This is a genomic window from Bacillus sp. LBG-1-113, assembly GCF_020708615.1.
GTDB lineage: Bacteria > Bacillota > Bacilli > Bacillales > Bacillaceae > Bacillus > Bacillus mojavensis.
Genome location: NZ_JAJFDG010000001.1, coordinates 508,567 through 526,356, shown reverse-complemented (window position 1 = coordinate 526,356; position 17,790 = coordinate 508,567). Strand labels below are relative to the sequence as shown.

The window sequence follows — 17,790 nt, the reverse complement described above, 5'->3', positions numbered from 1 at the left end:
TTCTCATCTAGTCATTTATTCTTGTTTATTTTCAATTTCCTGCTGCAGTTTTTTGTAATACTCTTCCTTCGGCTCCAGCTTTACAGCGGTCCTGATTGCCTTGTCAGCTTGACCAAGTTCATTTTTTTCCGCATACAGCAATGCTAAATAGTAATAGGACGTATGGTTTTTAGGCTCTTTTTGCACAGCTCTTTCTAAAAGAGAAATCGCCTGATCATATTCGCCGATTTGAATATCAGAAACGGCCAGGATTTTCAGAAGATCAGCTGAAGCGTCTTTCTGCTCAGCTTCACCGTTCAGCAGTTCGGTTACTTCTTTATATTTTCCTTCCTGGTAAAGCTCACCTGCCTGCTGAATCAGCGCTGTCTCCTGATGGGACGGTGAATGTAATCCGTAATAGAGAAACCCGCCGGCCAGGGCAACCAGCAGAATCGCTGACACCAATTTTTTGCCCAAGGCTTTTGTTTTTGGCAAACCAAGTGCTGCCGCAGCAAGAAAACCGCCGACCAAGCCGCCAATATGCCCTGAATTATCAATATGCGAAACCGCAAAGCCAAAACCCAGGTTTATCAGGATAATAACAATAATATTTGTGCCTATTGTTTTTAGAAACATTTTTCGATTTGACACAGCTACATACAGCAATGCGCCTAAGCAGCCGAATATGGCGCCTGAAGCACCGGCTGAAGGATAAGGACTGAACACGAAGCTGGCGATCGATCCCGTGATACCCGCCGCCAAATAAATCAGCAAGAATCTTCCTGATCCATACATGCGCTCAACAGCGGTTCCGACCGACCATAAAGCCAGCGTGTTAAAGGCTAAATGCACAAGGCCGATGTGAAGCACAATCGGCGTCAGCAGGCGCCACCATTCTCCGTCTGCAATCAGGCCGTTTTCCTTAGCGCCGAAAGCAACAAGCGTCTCCGTATTGGTGCTTCCGCCGTTTATTTCGAGCAGGAAAAACATCACGAGCTGCAGCGCGATGAACAAATATGTAAAGATCGGCTTTCCGTTCTGGAAAAACGCCGCTTCTTTTTTCCGCTGTTCTTCTTGTTTCTGCACTAGTGAAAAAAAGCGTTCTTTTGCCATTTGGGCGTGTTCCAATGAGTCTCGGTCTTCTGTCCATTCAACAGCTTCAAATGATGGAAAAATGGCTTGCAGATCTTCATGAAGTGACGTACCAGTCACAAGTGCAGTTTCAACGGATACCTGTCCTTTTTCAAAAGGCTTGTCGGCGATTTCCTGCCAGTCATCGACAGGTGCTTCCGCTGAGATCAGCACATTCAGCAGCTTCAAATGCCGCTTGCCGATAGACTTCCTGACATGCTCTATTCGCTCCGCCTGCACTTCTATGTCCCTTGCAATTTCTTGGCGAAAATCAATATTCTGTTTAAAGAGGCGAACCAGATCATGAGAGGATTTGTCCGGTGCTTCCAGCCATATTTCACCAGATTCACCCGATTGTATGACGCCATACCCTCTCCTTACTAAATGCGCCGCGACATTCCAATATGTATACTCCAACAAATACATGTTTACCGCTCCAATGGTTTTTTTTCATTATAACAGCTGGTGCTCTTGACGCCTACTAAAAGCAAAAAATCCCGTGAAAACGGGATTTTTAAAAAGCTTGCTGTATAAACTTATTGCGGATAAACGGAATTTTTAAAAAAAGATGAATAAAGGACCGTCTGATCCCAGGCTGGCTGAGTACGGTATTCATGAGACGGTAACGGTTTTGGTAAAACATCACGGCAGAAACAGCGCAAATGGCATAGATCATAAATTTTTTCATTATATCCCTCCTGCCATTAGGGTTTGTTATTCTTTCTTATTTATTCTTGACGGAGGGACGAGAAAGCTATGAAAAGCAAGAAATGATTCGATCCTCAGTAACCAGCATTTGAACCGGGATATCATGTGACAGATGCGGCACGTGATCATACAGCTGGCATTCTAAAAGCAAAGAAACTGTGTTCCCTTTATAATCACTTAAATAACGATCATAATAACCGCCGCCAAAGCCAATCCTATAGCCGTCAGGATCAAAACATACGCCAGGCACGATTATCAAATCAATCTGTGATTGGACCACTTCATGCGTTTTCTCAATGATCGGCTCCTGAAGTCCGGCGTAAACCGTTTCAAGCTGATCATCCGCTTGAAATGTGCGGAACTGCATCCTTTTCGTATCAGGATCACACTTTGGAATACAAACTTCTTTCCCTTCCCCCCAGGCTTTTTCGATGATCGGCCGTGTCGGTACCTCCAGCCCTCTTGAAATGGTGACGGCTATGGTGCGGGCATTCTGCCATTCTGGGAGAGAAAATAAACGCTCGTTGATACACGCAGTTTTCTTAGACCATTCTTTACTTGTTATCGCTGATACATTTTCCATTGTCTTTTTTCTTAATTGTGATTTCATTTTTATCCCCCTCGGAATAGAAAAAAGCCAGAACCTTTTTCAAAGCTCTGGCTTTTTTCTTACACCTCAAACAGCTATGCTGTTATTTTGTTTCACGGTGTAACGTAGATTTTTTATCACGTGGGCAATATTTTTTAAATTCAACGCGGTCTGGATTGTTGCGTTTGTTCTTTTTAGAAATATAGTTACGCTCACCACATTCTGTGCAAGCCAAAGTAATATTAACGCGCATTGTTTTCCCTCCAAACTAAATATCATTTACTTATTCAGACTTATATATAATACCACTATAATGGACGGAATGCTAGGATGTTTTTCAATGAAATCATGAATTATTGGATAGACGCTGATAAAGCTGTAAATAGGATGCTGTGATGATCTGTGGATGATGCAGTTTCATCACCCGTTCTCGGCCCGCTTCTTTTATCCGGCAGGCGTTTTCTTCATCTATTAATACGTTGTGAAGCCTATCCGCCGCTCCCCGTTCTTGCGAAAAATCAGCTGCAATTGCAGTTTTGTTATGAACGGCAAAGTCACAAAAACCGCCCGACTGCGGTACGGCTGTCAGCACGCCTTGTTCCATGCTTTCTTGTGCAGCGAGCCCAAAGGGTTCATAAAAGCTTGGGAAAACAGCCATTTCACATTGAGACAGAAACGTCACGATTTCTCTTCTATTTAAAAAAGGATAAAACATTACACTTTCCTTTATGCTCAACTGCTCAGCCAGTTTCTTATAGGATGCCAATAACGGCCCTTGTCCGGCTAGCACCAACTGAAGGTCAGGCCGGCATTTGTTCAGAATAGAAAATACCTTCAACAGCTGTGAAAACCCTTTTTCCGGAACAAACCTTCCAAACGAAAACAAGTATCTTTTATGTATCAACCTTTCAGCTAGACCTATTTTCGCCTCCAGTGACAGAGGGCTTGGGATGACGGTTATTTTTTCACGAAACGGATACGCCTTACTAATCGATCTCTTCATAAAAGTGCTTAACACAATCAATTCATCGGAAATGTCGATGAGGAGCCGCTCCGTCAGCAGCCTGTACGGATGAGGCATTTCTTTGCACACCTGCTTCCTTCCGCTTTCAAGCCCGTGGATCGTTGCAGCAAGCGGAATGCTGAGCTGCTTTTTCAAATAATGAGCCGCAGGGGCCGTCATGTCATCATGGGCATGAATCAGATCAAAGCGTTTATTGCATGACAACACTTGCTGAACCATTCTAACATTGACATCAGCTATAAAGTCTTCAACATTCGCATAGGAACATAGCTTCCTGCTTGGAACGCAGACTGTTATGTTGATATGCGGATTTAAATAGGATATAAGACGGCTTAAATGAACACCAAGCCCGCTTTTCGGTTTATAAGGATGCTCGAATGAAAGCATAAGGATATTCATTTCTCTCTTCCCTCACTGCGATAGCAGGTGTAAGCAGAAAATTGCTCCTCCCACCTGGTATGTGCTTCTGCATTGCGAAAACTGTTTATGTCGCTGACACCGTTTTCTGCAAGTAAGGTGTCCTCTGTTTCAGCTAGTTTGAGAGAAACATTCATCGAATTCAGTATTCTGTATTCAGCACGATACAAAGCATGACCAGGCACCTGAACAATGATCCATTTCCCTTTATCCCGTTTTATGCGTTTCGTCCTGACAGCTTCTATACCGTTTCTTTTCATAAAAATACGGATTTCTTTTATCATGTCGGGCGTTTTTTCGAAAAGTACGGTTTCTGCCAGTTTCATCGTCTCAACTGACAGATTCCATCGGACTGTCAATGTGTTAGAGTTTTGGATATTCATGTCGAATACGTCCCTAAAAAAAGGAAGCCCCCTTCGAATGTTATAAGGAAATGAGTGTTGGTCCATAGGCTTCTCACAATCTCCTTTCCTTCCATTGGCTCGGTGATCCTATTAAACCATTACACATAAAGGAAGAAAAGAAAGATTTCTCGACAAAAACTCGTTTTTTTCGCGAATTCCTTTAGAATCCACTTGTTTTATGGTATAAAAAAGAAGGATAAAAAAAGAATAGAAGGTGATGAAACGTGGAAATTGCTATTATTGCGTTGTTTATCGTCAGTATAGCGCTAATTGCATTCTCATATTCTCAACGAGATCCGATGAAAGATGTCGAGCAGGAGCTTGAAACATTGCAGCTTTCTGCTATGCAGGAAATTTATAAGCTCAAAAAGAAAATGACGGTGCTTGAGGAAGAATTACTTGAAACAAACCTTGTGATCCGCAAAGCAAAGAACAGCGGCATCAATCAAAAGATCGCCAAGCAAATACTTTCTAAATATAATAATGGCATGTCAGCTGAAGCAATTGCTAAAGCTGAGCATGTATCAGTAGAAGACGTGAATACGATTATAAAAGATAATGAGAAGGTGCTCGTATGACAAAACGAGGCATTCAGGCATTTGCCGGCGGTATCATATTAGCGACAGCCGTTCTCGCAAGTGTTTTTTATCTGACAGATGAAGATCAAGCAGCTGCTGTAAAAGAACAAAAAACAGTAACCGAGCAAGACGTAAACAATTATCTCGATTCTAAAAAAATGGTTTCTGTTAACCGTGATGAATATCAAAAGCTTCTCGACTCAAAAGAGAAATCTCTGAGCGATGACAGCAGCTCAGACTCGAAAACAGGCAAAGTAAAAACGTACAAGCTTATCATTAAAGACGGCATGAGCACCGCAGATGTATCAGCTATTCTTGAAAAAGAAGGCATTATTGCTTCAGCTGAAGACTTTAATGACTACGTGATAGACGCGGGGTATCACAAGGAGATCCGTGCCGGTGAATTTAAAGTAAAATCAGATATGAGCTTCAAAAAAATCGTTAAAACATTAACACGATAAAAAAACAGGCTATGTTAACAGCCTGTTTTTTTTATCCGAATTTCCCTGTAATATAATCGAGTGTTCTTTGATCTCTCGGCTGAGAGAACATTTTATTTGTATTGTCGCATTCAACAAGCTCACCCATGTAGAAAAATGCAGTTTGATCAGAAACCCTCGCTGCCTGCTGCATGTTGTGCGTCACGATAACGATGGTGTATTTATTTTTCAGCTGAAGAATGAGCTCTTCAATTTTTCTTGTCGAAATTGGATCTAACGCAGATGTCGGCTCATCCATCAGCAAAATATCAGGGTTTGTCGCAAGAGCTCTGGCGATACAGAGACGCTGCTGCTGACCGCCTGATAATGAGAGTGCAGATGAATGCAAACGATCCTTCACCTCATCCCACAGCGCCACGTCTTTTAATGACTTTTCTACAATATCTTGCAGCTTCTTTTTATTTTTGATGCCGTGGACTCTCGGTCCGTAAGCGACATTATCAAAAATTGATTGCGGAAACGGGTTTCCTTTCTGAAATACCATGCCGATGTTTTTTCTCAAATCTACGATATCGACTTTATCTTTTAAGATGTTGCTGCCCTTATAGTTCAGCTCACCTGCAAGCTTTACATTCGGCGTCATCTGAATCATTAAATTCAATGTTTTAATAAATGTTGATTTGCCGCATCCTGACGGCCCGATAATCGCCGTAACTTCGTTTTGATTAATGCTCAAATTGATATTTTTTAAGGCATGGTTTTCTCCATACCATAAATTCATTCCGTTGACTTGATAAACTTCCTGTTTCTTTACAGCTTCGGTAGCAATACTCATTGCCGCCCTCCTATCCGAATTTCCCGTTAATGTAATCCTCTGTTTTTTGCTGCTTCGGACTTGTAAAAATTTGTTCGGTCTGTCCGTATTCAACGATTTCACCGTTTAAAAAGAAAGCCGTCCGGTCAGACACCCGCAGAGCCTGCTGCATATTATGAGTGACAATGATAATTGAGTATTCGCTTTTCAATTCCGTAATCAATTCTTCTATTTTCGCATTTGAAATCGGATCAAGCGCTGAAGCAGGTTCATCAAGAAGAAGAACGGCCGGCTTCATTGCAAGCGTTCTGGCAATACATAAACGCTGCTGCTGACCGCCTGATAACGAAAGGGCGGATGAATGCAAACGGTCCTTTACTTCATCCCAGAGCGCCGCTTTTGTTAAGCTTTCTTCCACGATGTCGTCTAGCACTGCTTTGTTCCGCTCACCTGCATATTTTAGTGCATGCGTGATATTATGGTAGATCGATTTCGGAAATGGATTCGGCTTTTGGAAGACCATTCCGATTTCTCTTCTTAAGCTGACAACGTTTATATTGCTTCCCAGTATATTTAATCCTTCATACAAAATTTCACCATCGCTTCTTGCAGAAGGAATTAAGTCATTCATTCGGTTAATATTTCTTAGAAAAGTAGATTTGCCGCATCCTGACGGCCCGATCAAAGCGGTTACCGCATTTTTTTCAATCTGCATATTCACATCACGAACAGCCTGTTTGTTTCCGTAGAAAATAGACAGATCCTTCACCTCGAGCACATTTTGCTGCTGAGGAATCATTCCCACTCTCTCAGGCTTTTCTTTTACCATTTGTTCAGACATTGTTTTCGCCTCTTTCCGGTCTAATTTGCCGTAAGCTTTTTATAGATTATTGTTCCAAGCCATCTCGCTGCGAGATTGAAGACAAGAACTGAAATCACCAGCACTGCAGAACCGCCGTTGGCAATCGCTTCAGCATCCGGAATCATCCCTTGCGTATTTACGTTCCAAATGTGGACCGCAAGTGTTTCAGCGGGTCTGAAAATATTAAGCGGCGATGTTTCAGAAAACGGATTCCACTCTGCAAAATTGAGGCGCGGCGTTGTAAGTCCTGCTGTAAATAATAAAGCCGCTGCTTCTCCGAACACCCTCCCTGACGCTAAAATGGCACCTGTGATGATGGAAGGGATTGCGCTTGGTATTAATACGGTTTTTACGGTATGCCAGCGAGAAACACCTAGAGCGAGCGATGCTTCCTTCAAATCTGTAGGGACTGAACGGACCGCGTCTTCTGTCACACGCACCATAACTGGAAGGTTAAATACTGTTAATGCCAGCGCTCCGCCTATGATCGTATATCCCCAGCCTGTCAGGTTAACAAACATCAGTAATCCGAACATTCCAATGACAATGGACGGAAGAGATGAAAGGACCTCAATACATGTTCTGATAAAATCTGTCACTTTGTTGTTAGGCGCGTATTCCGCCATGAACACGCCGCCGCCCACTCCGAGCGGGATGGTAATCAGCATCGTGATAAACAAAATATAGAAGGAGTTAAACAGCTGGTCTCGTATTCCGCCTCCTGCGGCGATGGCGCTGGATTTTGTCGTAATAAAGTCTAAGCTGAGCTGAGAAACACCGTTAATAATAATATAGGAAAACAAACCGACTAGAATCGCGGCGATAATGGCTGCGCATAAACCGAACATTCCAGTCGCCAGTTTATTTGTTAATTTGCGGTTCATTACACTTTCCTCCTAGATGACAAGTAGCGAATAAGCAGGATGAACAAGAATGACATCACCAGCAACACAAGTCCCATTGACCACAGCGTATTATTTTCAACGCTTCCGTATGTGGTATGGCCCATATTCAGCGTAATAATGGTTGTCAATGTTCCTGCGGTGTCAAGCAGACTTTCAGGCAAAACTCTTGTATTTCCAATCACCATTTGAACAGCCAGAGCTTCACCAAACGCACGCGCCATACCTAGGACAACGGCAGTCATTAATGTCGGAAAAGCTGCAGGGATGAGTACTTTTCTAATGGTCTGCCATCTTGTCGCACCGAGAGCGTAAGAACCTTCTCTTAAGCTTTTCGGAAGTGATGCCATCGCATCAGCTGAGATAGATGTGATCGTCGGCAGAATCATAATGGAAAGCACAATCGTACCCGCCAATAAACTGTGTCCTGTTCCGCTCGTTTTGAACTGAGCAATAAAAGGCACCAATACTGTAAGACCTATGAATCCATAAACAACAGATGGGATGCCGACCAATAATTCGATCACCGGCTGCAGCACTTTCTTTCCCCAATTCGGCGCAATTTCCGTCATAAAGATCGCACCTGCTATGCCGAGCGGGGCAGCAATGAGAGCGGAGAGAATCGTTACTGCAAATGAGCCAAAGATAAATGGCAGCACTCCGTATTTCGGATCAGAATCTGTAGGGTTCCAATTCAGACTGGTTAAGAATTCAATTGGGCTTACACCATTTACTAGAAAAGATTGCAGCCCCTTAATGCCGAGGAAAATGGTGATTGCCACAGATGCCGCTATCATTATAAGCGCGCAGGCTGTCACGATCATTCTTCCCCGAACTTCATCCAATTGCCGGTTTTGCCTTGAGCTGATTAAACGTTCGCTCACAGACATATTTTCTCTATTGTTTATCATCGTTTTACACTCCTATGAATGTGTTAAGAGGAGAAACGGAAGTCTCCGCACTCCTCTTTTTATTTAGATCAGCTTTGCTTCCCTTTGGCATCGCGAGTCACTTTCATGTCAGTAACCGGAATGTACCCTTGGTCAGTTACAATGCTTTTTTGAATGTCTTCACTTTTTAGATAATCAAGAAATTCTTTCGCTAGATCTTTCGCTTCACCTTTTGTATAAGAATGCTGATAAGCCCAGATCGGATACTCGCCAGTTGTAACGTTTTTCGCTTCTGGCTTCACTCCGTCAATGGATAAAGCTGTTACTTTGTCATCTGTTAAATATGAGAATGCAAGATATCCAATTGCTCCCGGAGTGTCAGCAATGATTTTTTTCACAGTGTTGGAAGAATCCTCAGTAATGCCTTCTGCCGGTTCTTCTCCGTCAAGCGCGTATTTTACAAATGTCGCACGTGTACCTGAAGAATCAGGACGGTTTACAAGCGTAATTTTTTGGTCCTTGCCGCCAAGCTCTTTCCAGTTTTTGATTTTGCCAGTAAAGATTTTTTTCAATTCATCTTTTGAGATATCTTTTACACCTGTATCAGGGTTTACAGCCGCTGCCATACCGACTACTGCAACTTGATGATCGACAAGCGCTTTTGCGTCGATGCCTTCTTTTTCTTCAGCAAAAACATCTGAATTTCCGATTTGCACAGCCCCTTCAGAGACCTGAGAAAGCCCTGTTCCAGAACCCCCTGCTTGTACCTGTATATCAGCATCAGGGTTTTCTTCCATAAATTTTTCTGCAGCAGCAAGTACTAATGGCTGCATGGCCGATGAACCAGAAATGGTTAAAGAACCTGATGCCTTTTCTTCTCCTTTTGCAGAGCCGCTATTTGATTTTTCACTATCTCCTGCGTTTCCGCATGCAGCTGCAACCATCATAAAAGCAGCCATTAGAAGCATAAGCACCAATTTGTTTTTTTTCATTTCCTGAATTCCCCCTGCGTATAATGTGTAATTTGTCCTACACGTTTAGAGTAAAGGTTCTATGTAAAATAGGTTTAAATCGAATGTTAAGGTTTTGTAAATCCGTGCATTTTTTTGTATAAAAAAAACGCCCACATGATGTGGACGTTTCTGTTTAGTTAGCAGAAGACGAGGTGTTTTCTGCTTTTTCTTCGATTTTGTCTTTATTCTTTTGCTGAGTATCTTCTTTGTCCTGCTTCGATTTCAGCTCAAAATATTTATCCAATACTTCTCTGCCGATTTCGTTGGTAATGGTATATTTAGCGCTGTAATCTACATAAGCCCAAGGAACTACAACAGAGATGGCAACCTCAGGGTTATCAGCAGGCGCATAAGCAACAAGTGTTGTATTATAAGTACCTTCACCTGTTTTTGATTTATTTGGTCCGTCATAGAACGATTGCGCTGTTCCTGTTTTAGCAGCAGGTTTATAAGATGCTGAAGCAAATTGACTTGCCGCCGTTCCTTTAGTCGCGACTCGTCTAAACCCGGCTTGAACTTCTTTAATGTACTCGCCTTTCATATCAACTTTATTCAGCACTTCAGGCTGAACAGATTGTACAACTGCCCCGATTCCTTTTTCAGCGTCAGGTTCCCTTACTTCTTTTACAAGCTGAGGTTTCAAGCGATAACCACCATTTGCGATCGTTGATACATATTGTGCCAGTTCGAGCGGTGTATACGTATCATATTGGCCGATAGCGTAGTCTAGCAAGAATCCCGTCAATCTGCTTGTTCCTTTATAGCCTGTCATTTCATTTGGAAGGTCAATCCCAGTTTTGACACCAAGTCCAAATTGACTGAAATAATTCCGGAATGTATCAAAAGCCGTCGTATCAATTGGTAAAGCTTGATGCGGTTTATATTCACCTTTTCCAAGTGCAATTGCAGTTTTAAACATGAATACGTTTGAAGACTGCTCTAAGGCTCTTTGAATATTAACAGGTCCTAAAGTAGTCCACGATTTTTTGCCGTTTTTATCCTGACCAATATATAATGGTTCATCCTGAAAGACTGTATTCAGATTGATGGCACCGGTTTGAAGACCTGTCAGTACAGTTGCGCCTTTGACAGCTGACCCCATAGCATAAGATGACGTCATATTTCCCAGTGCGTAATCGTCAATTTTATATTTTCCATTTTCTGTTTTAATCTGCTTACCCGCCATCGTCAGCACTTCACCGTTTCTCGGATCCATCATGACGACAAATGCCCGGTCTAACAATTCAGTACTTGGTCTTGCTTTAGCAGATTTGAGATTTTTTTCGATAATTTTTTCAACTGATTTTTGCAAGTCAATGTCAATCGTAAGCACGAGATCTTTACCGGCTTTCCCTTCAGAAACGGTCTTCGTTCCCGTTACATTGCCGTTTGAATCTGTGATATTTTCCACCTTAGCTTTTTGGCCCTGCAAAAGGCTTTCGTATTGATATTCCAGATAACTTTTTCCAACCCTGTCGTTTCTGCTGTAGCCAAGCGATAAATAATGGTCGAGCAGATTTGACGGTAATCCTTCATCAGAGCTGGAAACACTTCCGAGCACTGAGCGGAGAAGATTTTTGTACGGATATTCACGTTCCCAGTCTGACGTGACGTCAACACCCGGCAGTTCATCTAAATGTTCACTTACAACTGCCATTTCTTTCGCTGATACATCTTCATTTTTGATGTATTGCGGTGTTAACGCATATCCAGAGTCCATCTGTCTTTTAATGGCGAGAATCTGCATGTCTTTATCAGTCAATTCATTCAGCTGTTTATCGGTAATCCGTTTCAGCTGTAGCTGATATAAATCATCATCTGATAATTTTTTATTTTCTACCTGCTGTCTTTCCTTAGAAGTAATCAGCTTTTTCGCTTCTTTTGGTCTTGTCAAAATCCAATAATCTTTTTTATCCCGTTCTGTTACTTTTTTTGTATCGACTTTAATCATGTCCGCCAGCTTCTTTGCGATTTTCAAACGCTGTTCTTGCGTTGTAGATTTAGATCTCGTGTATGTAATCGCATTTAAAGCCTTATTTGTCACAATGGCATTAAAATTTCGATCATAGATTTTCCCGCGCGGCACCGCCGAGCTGACTTCACTTTGTTCCTGCTGATTGGCTTGATTTTTGTAATCATCGCCTTGAACGATCTGTTTAATGCCAAGCTCCACAATAATCCAAGTGAAAATGACAAAAGCAGCCAAAAATAAAATATTCAGCCGGATCGGAAGCGACTTCTTTTTCTCTTTATGATTTTGCTTTTTTTGTTTATTTCTCCTCATAACATCACCTTTTCTATTTACAGAAAGAAAAGACACTCAAGTAAGAGTGCCATTTTTCATTTTAAAGGTTTTTTCGACTTTTTTCTACAGATAACCCCTTTTTGCCAAAAAATTATCTTTGGCCCTTTAAAAGGTTCGGTTCAGTCACCCGGCCCTGGCCGTCTTCTTCCATAGTTTCATTTTCCTCATCTTTCTCTTTAAAACGAATATCCTTGACAAAGTAATAAATCAGCGGATGTCCGATGCCCAAGATAGCAAGCGACAACGGTATACCTATATCTTCTTTTAAAAGGGCCACGATAAGAAGAAAGCATAAAATCGAAACAATTCTGCCGGCGTTTAGAAAAAGTTCTCTCAGCACGATATATTCAATTCTCGCTTTTCTGGCATGCCTGGCCCGGCCTATGACATCATATGTAAGCGATACATAAGGCACGAGCAGGAGAGGATAGCCGATCGCTATAAACACACCGTACGTCAATAATGTCGTAAAACTCATATGAAAGAGTATCAGAAACAACGCACCATACAGAATAAGACCGCCAAGCAAAATTGATTTTTTACGGGCCTTTTTCTTGATTAGCCTTGATGCAAAATAATAGGCAAAAAAGGAAACAGCTGAGTTGACGAGACCAAAGGTTCCGAGAGCCAGTTCGCTGTTTGTCTCAATAAACACAAAAACACTGATTAGAAAGACGAAAATCCCTTCTCTCAAGCCCTGAAAAAAATGCGCATTTGTAATCCGCCGCCAATTCATATTCGTGTGGCGTTCTCCAAATACCTTACTCAGCATAAAATGGCCCTTTGATTCTCTCCGTTTTAGGAAGAAGCTCATCACGACAGCCAGTGCAAATAAACTGAGGGAGAGACTGAAAATGACAGTGTAACCCGTATTATTTTCAAGTCTTGAGATGACAAATCCTGCAACAATCGGACCAATCATTCCTGCGGATGAGGACAGGATGCCCATAAAGCCGTTGAAAAAATCCCGCGTATCAGGCTCTGTTATTTCAAAGGTGAGCACATTAAACGCGAGCCAGTAAAATCCATAGCCTACTCCGAGCACCGCTCCGATGAGAACAAGACGTGATGCAGCCGTTTCCCCAGCCAGCAGCACACTTAAATAAAATGCTGCTAAAAAAATCACTCCGAATCTGAGAATGAAAACCCTGTCTATTTTTTTGGCTAACCGGCCAGCTAAATAAAATGTTATCGGCTGCATCGTCACAATCGATAAGTTGTATATCGCCAAGTCAATAAATTTCCCTGACTGCTTCCAGAGATACACATTCACAAATGTATTGGACAGCGCAATTCCTAACGAGTAAAGACCGCCAACGGTCAGCAGAAGGAGTAATCCTTTATTTACATCTACATCGCCAATTACCTTTTTTAGTTTGATCATTACTGACTCCCCTTTACTACCCCTTAGTCTGTCTCACTGAAACGGAGATATGTAAAGAGAAGACATAAAAAAACAAGGCCCTTTTATGAGGACCTTGTTTTGCGTTATTATTTTGCTTCGCTGTAAAGACGAGCAACTTCGTCCCAGTTTACCACATTCCAGAAAGCTGAAATGTAATCAGGACGGCGGTTTTGATAGTTCAGGTAGTAAGCATGCTCCCAAACATCAAGACCTAGGATAGGCGTTTTGCCTTCAGAAAGCGGAGAATCTTGGTTTGGCGTGCTTGTGATTTCAAGTTTGCCGTTGTTTACAACAAGCCATGCCCAGCCTGAACCGAAACGTCCAGCTGCTGCTGCAGCGAATTGTTCTTTGAATTTGTCAAAGCTTCCAAATACACTGTTGATCTCTTCAGCAAGCTCGCCAGTTGGCTCGCCACCGCCGTTTGGAGATAAAAGTGTCCAGAATAATTTGTGGTTCGCATGTCCGCCACCATTGTTGCGGACTGCTGTGCGGATGTTTTCAGGAACAGAATCTAAATCTGCAACAAGCTCTTCAACTGATTTGTTTGCAAGAGCAGTGTTTCCTTCAACCGCTTTGTTTAAATTTGTAACGTATGTGTTATGGTGCTTCGTATGGTGAATATTCATAGTTTCCTTGTCGATATGCGGTTCTAAAGCATCGTACGCATAAGGTAGTTCTGGAAGTTCGTAAGCCATGATAATTCCTCCTTAATATATATGTACTGAAATGCCGCTTTACAGCGAGCCTTTCTTCATTCAATGTAACAAAAGAACGCCATGTAATCAATGAAAAAGCTCACAATTTGGCTATTTCAGCAGACATATTTCACTTTAACCGTTACTTTGCCCCCATAAACCTCCTGTCTGGCATTATTACAGGACAGTCCATAAAAAATATCCGATCATTAGAAGCTGAATAATTCCCTTTGCAATGACCCCCGTTAAAAAGCCGATCAATGAGCCTAGCCCAATTTTAAACGCTGATTTTACATCTTTTTGATGTACGATAAGCTCTGCACAAACAGCCCCGATAAACGGCCCTAATATGATTCCTGCAACCGGAATCACAAATGGTCCGATTAACAAACCGATCGTACTCCCCCAAATAGCAGCTCTGCTTCCGCCGAACCTTTTTACACCAAGCAGGTTGGAAACATAATCTGCAGCGAATAATACTGCGGCGAATACAGCTTCAACCAGCCAGAACATATAGGAATACGGACTGAAAGAAAACAAAAATCCGTATAATACAAAACCGGCTACAATAAATACAACACTTGGAATAACAGGGTACACAAGCCCGATAAAAGCAATGATAAATAGTGCCGCGATCAACAGCCAATACAAAATATCCATAGTATCCATCCTCCTCAATATGCTTACATCTCTGATCTTACACTTCTGCCAATGCAGGTCTTCCTTGTATTCAAACGCAGGCAGCGATACAATAAGCAACATATATTGTATAGCTAGGAAGTGAAGACAGTGAATGTATTTCAGCTTTTCATCAAAAGTACATACTCTCCACGGGATATTGCAAAAACAAGATTTCAAGGAATCGGAAAAGCGATTCTTTATGTGTTTTTGCTCTCTGTCCTTTTTGCGATCCCCACTGCTTATTATGTAAGCTCAGGGACCGTCCAATCTATGAACGGCTTTAAATCCGTTTTAAACAAAGATTTCCCTGATTTCACAATTTCAAACGGCAAACTTCAAACAGATGAAAAAAAAGCCACAGAATCAAAGGCAAACGGCTTTGTCATTGTGTTTGATCCGACAGATGCATATGGCACAGAACAAATCGAAGCAAAGCAAAACGCAATAGGTATACTTCAGGATAAGTTTGTTTTGGCCATTGACGGACAGGCCCAAGAGATGGCTTACTCAATGATGCCGTCAGATTTAACAAAAAAAGATATCACTGCAGGGTTGAACCAAAATAAAGCGATGATTGTGACTGTTCTTTCAGTACTCATTTTTCTCGTGACAGCGGCGGGAAAATTTATTGAGGTATCTTTCTTGGCGCTTATCGGGCTAATCATAAAGAACGCTCAGCAAAAGCAGCTGTCCTACCAGCAGCTATGGAAGCTTTCTGCTTACTCCATCACCCTTTCAACGATATTTTTTACGATTATGCGTGCGTTAGAAATAACGGTGCCAAGTGAATTTTTAGTCAACTGGTTTGTTAACTTTGTCATCCTGTTTCTCGTTTTAAAAGAGCTCCCGTCCAAAAAAGCTGCTGCTTAATCCGGAGACTGCCTTTGCAGTCTCTTTACTTTTGTCATGAATCAACACGGACAAGCATACAATGTTATCAAAATGTTGTATGTGGGAGGCAAAGTCAATGAAACGTCTCACTTTTGTATTCGGCATTCTCTTTATCCTTTTTATCCTTTTTTATGATCTTAAAATTGGAACGATCCCCATTCAGAACCTCCCTGTCTATAAAGCATCGGCAAAAACAGCTGTACAGGAAACAGCATATAAAACGGTAACGGTAAAATCGGGTGACACGGTCATGTCAATTGTCGGAACTGCAAGTTCCCCTGACGATATTATAAAGGATTTTGAAGCGCTCAACCCAAATGTAAAAGCCAATACGATTCAGGCAGGAACAGCATACAAATTCCCGGTCTACCCATAATTAACGTTAATTTCTTGTCAGTTCGGCGAATACACTGTTACAATATAATTTGTAAAATACATTGACATACACCATACTAGGTTTATTCTATCTAGAAGCGGCAACTACAATTAAGGAGCGATTGACAAGTGAGTGAAATCACCCATCGTACAAAAACGCGTCCCGTTAAAGTGGGACCTTTAACAATAGGCGGTAACAATGAAGTCGTTATCCAAAGCATGACAACAACCAAAACACATGATGTAGAAGCAACGGTTGCGGAAATTAACCGGCTGGCTGAAGCCGGATGCCAAATCGTGCGGGTGGCTTGTCCGGATGAACGGGCGGCAAACGCCATTGCGGATATTAAAAAACGCATCTCCATTCCGCTCGTCGTTGACATTCATTTTGATTATAAGCTTGCGTTAAAAGCCATTGAAGGCGGCGCAGATAAAATACGAATCAACCCAGGCAACATCGGCCGCCGTGAAAAAGTCGAAGCGGTCGTTAAAGCGGCGAAAGAAAAAGGGATTCCAATCCGAATTGGTGTAAACGCAGGTTCATTGGAAAAACGGATTTTAGAAAAATACGGATATCCGACAGCAGACGGCATGGTAGAAAGTGCTCTTCATCACATTAAGATTCTTGAAGATCTAGATTTTCACGATATTATCGTCAGCATGAAGGCTTCTGACGTAAACCTTGCCATCGAGGCTTACGAAAAAGCGTCAAAAGCATTTGATTACCCGCTTCACCTCGGAATCACCGAGTCAGGAACGCTGTTTGCCGGTACAGTAAAAAGCGCAGCAGGACTTGGCGCGATTTTAAGCAAGGGCATCGGTAACACCCTGCGTATCTCATTAAGCGCAGACCCGGTTGAAGAGGTTAAAGTAGCGAGAGAGCTATTGAAATCCTTTGGTTTGGCCTCTAACGCTGCAACCCTCATCTCTTGCCCGACTTGCGGCCGTATCGAGATTGATTTGATCAGCATCGCCAACGAAGTGGAAGAATACATTTCTAAAGTGAAAGCGCCGATTAAAGTTGCCGTTCTCGGATGTGCGGTAAACGGCCCAGGTGAAGCAAGAGAAGCTGATATCGGCATCGCTGGAGCACGCGGCGAAGGCCTTCTGTTCCGAAAAGGTAAAATTGTCCGTAAGGTTCCAGAAGAAACAATGGTTGAAGAACTGAAAAAAGAAATCGACATCCTTGCTGAAGAACACTACGCTAAGCTTGAAGCTGAAAAAGCGAACTTAAATGAAGAAACACAAAAAGCTTGACGGGAACCCGTCAAGCTTTTTTGTATTAGAAAAATGGAATAATAAATATTCCAAGCACTAATGAGACAACACCAATCCCCATAGCCCATGCGCCCAGGCTTTGGGCTCCTCTTCTTCTTGCGATATAGCCGACAATAATACCGGCAGCTCCCAACAAAACAGGAAGAACAAACAATGAAATAATGGACAAGGCTAAAGCAATATACCCTATTCCCCGTCCTTCATTGACATTGCTGCCGCTGCGGTCATTCCCTTGGTCATCGCTTCGGTCAGAAGCACGGAAAGGCTCTGCAATTTCAGCAGCTGTTTCCTCAAAAAAACCATCATTGTCGCGGGTAATATTTGTTCCTTCAGAACCATGATCTACATAGTAACTGTTGTTATCACGTTTTTCGTAATCGTTTGCCACCTTCAATTCCCCCTTCTGTTT

General features: G+C 42.2%; 21 protein-coding genes. 5 read left to right on the top strand and 16 right to left on the bottom strand.

The genetic code is table 11. From position 1 onward, the window contains the following. Window positions 1–15: 15 nt before the first annotated feature. The 6 genes from yqgP to LJF29_RS02740 all read right to left on the bottom strand — a co-directional run bounded on the left by yqgP (window position 16) and on the right by LJF29_RS02740 (window position 4,297). Complete coding sequence (yqgP, locus tag LJF29_RS02765) at window positions 16–1,536, bottom strand: rhomboid protease YqgP (RefSeq protein ID WP_229146850.1); 1,521 nt, start codon at window positions 1,534–1,536, stop codon at window positions 16–18. A gap of 88 nt (window positions 1,537–1,624) precedes the next feature. Beyond that, window positions 1,625–1,798: a hypothetical protein gene (locus LJF29_RS02760; protein ID WP_032731265.1), complete on the bottom strand. Its 174-nt coding sequence runs from the start codon at window positions 1,796–1,798 to the stop codon at window positions 1,625–1,627. A 66-nt stretch (window positions 1,799–1,864) separates the two neighbouring features. Then, window positions 1,865–2,428 carry a 5-formyltetrahydrofolate cyclo-ligase gene (locus tag LJF29_RS02755; protein ID WP_229146849.1) on the bottom strand — a complete coding sequence of 188 codons (564 nt, stop codon included), beginning with the start codon at window positions 2,426–2,428 and terminating at the stop codon, window positions 1,865–1,867. Between the two features lie 82 nt (window positions 2,429–2,510). Continuing rightward, entirely contained in the window at window positions 2,511–2,660 is a 150-nt protein-coding gene (gene rpmG, locus LJF29_RS02750; protein WP_003153056.1) for a 50S ribosomal protein L33, read from the bottom strand. A gap of 93 nt (window positions 2,661–2,753) precedes the next feature. Beyond that, window positions 2,754–3,830 carry a glycosyltransferase family 4 protein gene (locus LJF29_RS02745; RefSeq protein WP_229146848.1) on the bottom strand — a complete coding sequence of 359 codons (1,077 nt, stop codon included), beginning with the start codon at window positions 3,828–3,830 and terminating at the stop codon, window positions 2,754–2,756. Then, complete coding sequence (locus tag LJF29_RS02740) at window positions 3,827–4,297, bottom strand: hypothetical protein (protein WP_229146847.1); 471 nt, start codon at window positions 4,295–4,297, stop codon at window positions 3,827–3,829. The genes LJF29_RS02745 and LJF29_RS02740 overlap by 4 nt, the downstream gene beginning before the upstream one ends. 179 nt (window positions 4,298–4,476) lie before the next feature. On the opposite strand from LJF29_RS02740, the gene LJF29_RS02735 reads away from it, so the two are divergent. Together LJF29_RS02735 and LJF29_RS02730 are read left to right on the top strand one after the other, a co-directional pair. Continuing rightward, window positions 4,477–4,830, top strand: a complete 354-nt coding sequence (locus LJF29_RS02735) for a hypothetical protein (RefSeq protein WP_010334943.1) — start codon at window positions 4,477–4,479, stop codon at window positions 4,828–4,830. Further along, complete coding sequence (locus LJF29_RS02730) at window positions 4,827–5,291, top strand: endolytic transglycosylase MltG (RefSeq protein WP_010334944.1); 465 nt, start codon at window positions 4,827–4,829, stop codon at window positions 5,289–5,291. The genes LJF29_RS02735 and LJF29_RS02730 overlap by 4 nt, the downstream gene beginning before the upstream one ends. 31 nt (window positions 5,292–5,322) lie before the next feature. On the opposite strand, the gene pstB (LJF29_RS02725) is transcribed toward LJF29_RS02730, so the two are convergent. From pstB (LJF29_RS02725) to LJF29_RS02685, 9 genes are all read right to left on the bottom strand, one after another. Continuing rightward, entirely contained in the window at window positions 5,323–6,105 is a 783-nt protein-coding gene (gene pstB, locus LJF29_RS02725; RefSeq protein WP_229146846.1) for a phosphate ABC transporter ATP-binding protein PstB, read from the bottom strand. A 10-nt stretch (window positions 6,106–6,115) separates the two neighbouring features. Further along, window positions 6,116–6,925 carry a phosphate ABC transporter ATP-binding protein PstB gene (gene pstB, locus LJF29_RS02720; RefSeq protein ID WP_229146845.1) on the bottom strand — a complete coding sequence of 270 codons (810 nt, stop codon included), beginning with the start codon at window positions 6,923–6,925 and terminating at the stop codon, window positions 6,116–6,118. Between the two features lie 20 nt (window positions 6,926–6,945). Further along, the gene (pstA, locus tag LJF29_RS02715; RefSeq protein WP_168748249.1) at window positions 6,946–7,830 is read right to left on the bottom strand and encodes a phosphate ABC transporter permease PstA; all 885 of its coding nucleotides are present in this window, start codon (window positions 7,828–7,830) and stop codon (window positions 6,946–6,948) included. Next, window positions 7,830–8,759: a phosphate ABC transporter permease subunit PstC gene (gene pstC / locus LJF29_RS02710; protein ID WP_229146844.1), complete on the bottom strand. Its 930-nt coding sequence runs from the start codon at window positions 8,757–8,759 to the stop codon at window positions 7,830–7,832. The genes pstA and pstC overlap by 1 nt, the downstream gene beginning before the upstream one ends. Window positions 8,760–8,827: 68 nt before the next feature. Beyond that, entirely contained in the window at window positions 8,828–9,730 is a 903-nt protein-coding gene (locus LJF29_RS02705) for a phosphate ABC transporter substrate-binding protein (RefSeq protein ID WP_010334949.1), read from the bottom strand. Between the two features lie 154 nt (window positions 9,731–9,884). Next, window positions 9,885–12,035, bottom strand: coding sequence for a penicillin-binding protein 2A (pbpA, locus tag LJF29_RS02700; RefSeq protein ID WP_168748250.1), 2,151 nt, complete (start codon window positions 12,033–12,035; stop codon window positions 9,885–9,887). Between the two features lie 112 nt (window positions 12,036–12,147). Next, window positions 12,148–13,440 (bottom strand): MFS transporter, encoded by a 1,293-nt coding sequence (locus tag LJF29_RS02695; protein ID WP_229146843.1) that lies wholly within the window; start codon window positions 13,438–13,440, stop codon window positions 12,148–12,150. Between the two features lie 107 nt (window positions 13,441–13,547). Next, window positions 13,548–14,156 (bottom strand): superoxide dismutase SodA, encoded by a 609-nt coding sequence (gene sodA / locus LJF29_RS02690; RefSeq protein WP_010334952.1) that lies wholly within the window; start codon window positions 14,154–14,156, stop codon window positions 13,548–13,550. A gap of 177 nt (window positions 14,157–14,333) precedes the next feature. Beyond that, window positions 14,334–14,816 carry a DUF456 domain-containing protein gene (locus LJF29_RS02685; protein ID WP_229146842.1) on the bottom strand — a complete coding sequence of 161 codons (483 nt, stop codon included), beginning with the start codon at window positions 14,814–14,816 and terminating at the stop codon, window positions 14,334–14,336. Window positions 14,817–14,945: 129 nt separating this feature from the next. On the opposite strand from LJF29_RS02685, the gene LJF29_RS02680 reads away from it, so the two are divergent. The 3 genes from LJF29_RS02680 to ispG all read left to right on the top strand — a co-directional run bounded on the left by LJF29_RS02680 (window position 14,946) and on the right by ispG (window position 17,360). Beyond that, window positions 14,946–15,707, top strand: a complete 762-nt coding sequence (locus tag LJF29_RS02680) for a DUF1189 domain-containing protein (protein WP_229146841.1) — start codon at window positions 14,946–14,948, stop codon at window positions 15,705–15,707. 97 nt (window positions 15,708–15,804) lie between these two features. Then, on the top strand, window positions 15,805–16,104 hold the full coding sequence (locus LJF29_RS02675) for a LysM peptidoglycan-binding domain-containing protein (protein ID WP_229146840.1): 300 nt from the start codon (window positions 15,805–15,807) through the stop codon (window positions 16,102–16,104). A 137-nt stretch (window positions 16,105–16,241) separates the two neighbouring features. Then, a complete protein-coding gene (gene ispG, locus LJF29_RS02670) occupies window positions 16,242–17,360 on the top strand; it encodes a flavodoxin-dependent (E)-4-hydroxy-3-methylbut-2-enyl-diphosphate synthase (RefSeq protein WP_229147570.1) in 1,119 nt (372 codons plus the stop codon). A 25-nt stretch (window positions 17,361–17,385) separates the two neighbouring features. Here ispG and LJF29_RS02665 read toward each other — a convergent pair whose 3' ends face one another. Continuing rightward, window positions 17,386–17,775 carry a DUF308 domain-containing protein gene (locus tag LJF29_RS02665; protein WP_081720839.1) on the bottom strand — a complete coding sequence of 130 codons (390 nt, stop codon included), beginning with the start codon at window positions 17,773–17,775 and terminating at the stop codon, window positions 17,386–17,388. Window positions 17,776–17,790 lie beyond the last annotated feature (15 nt).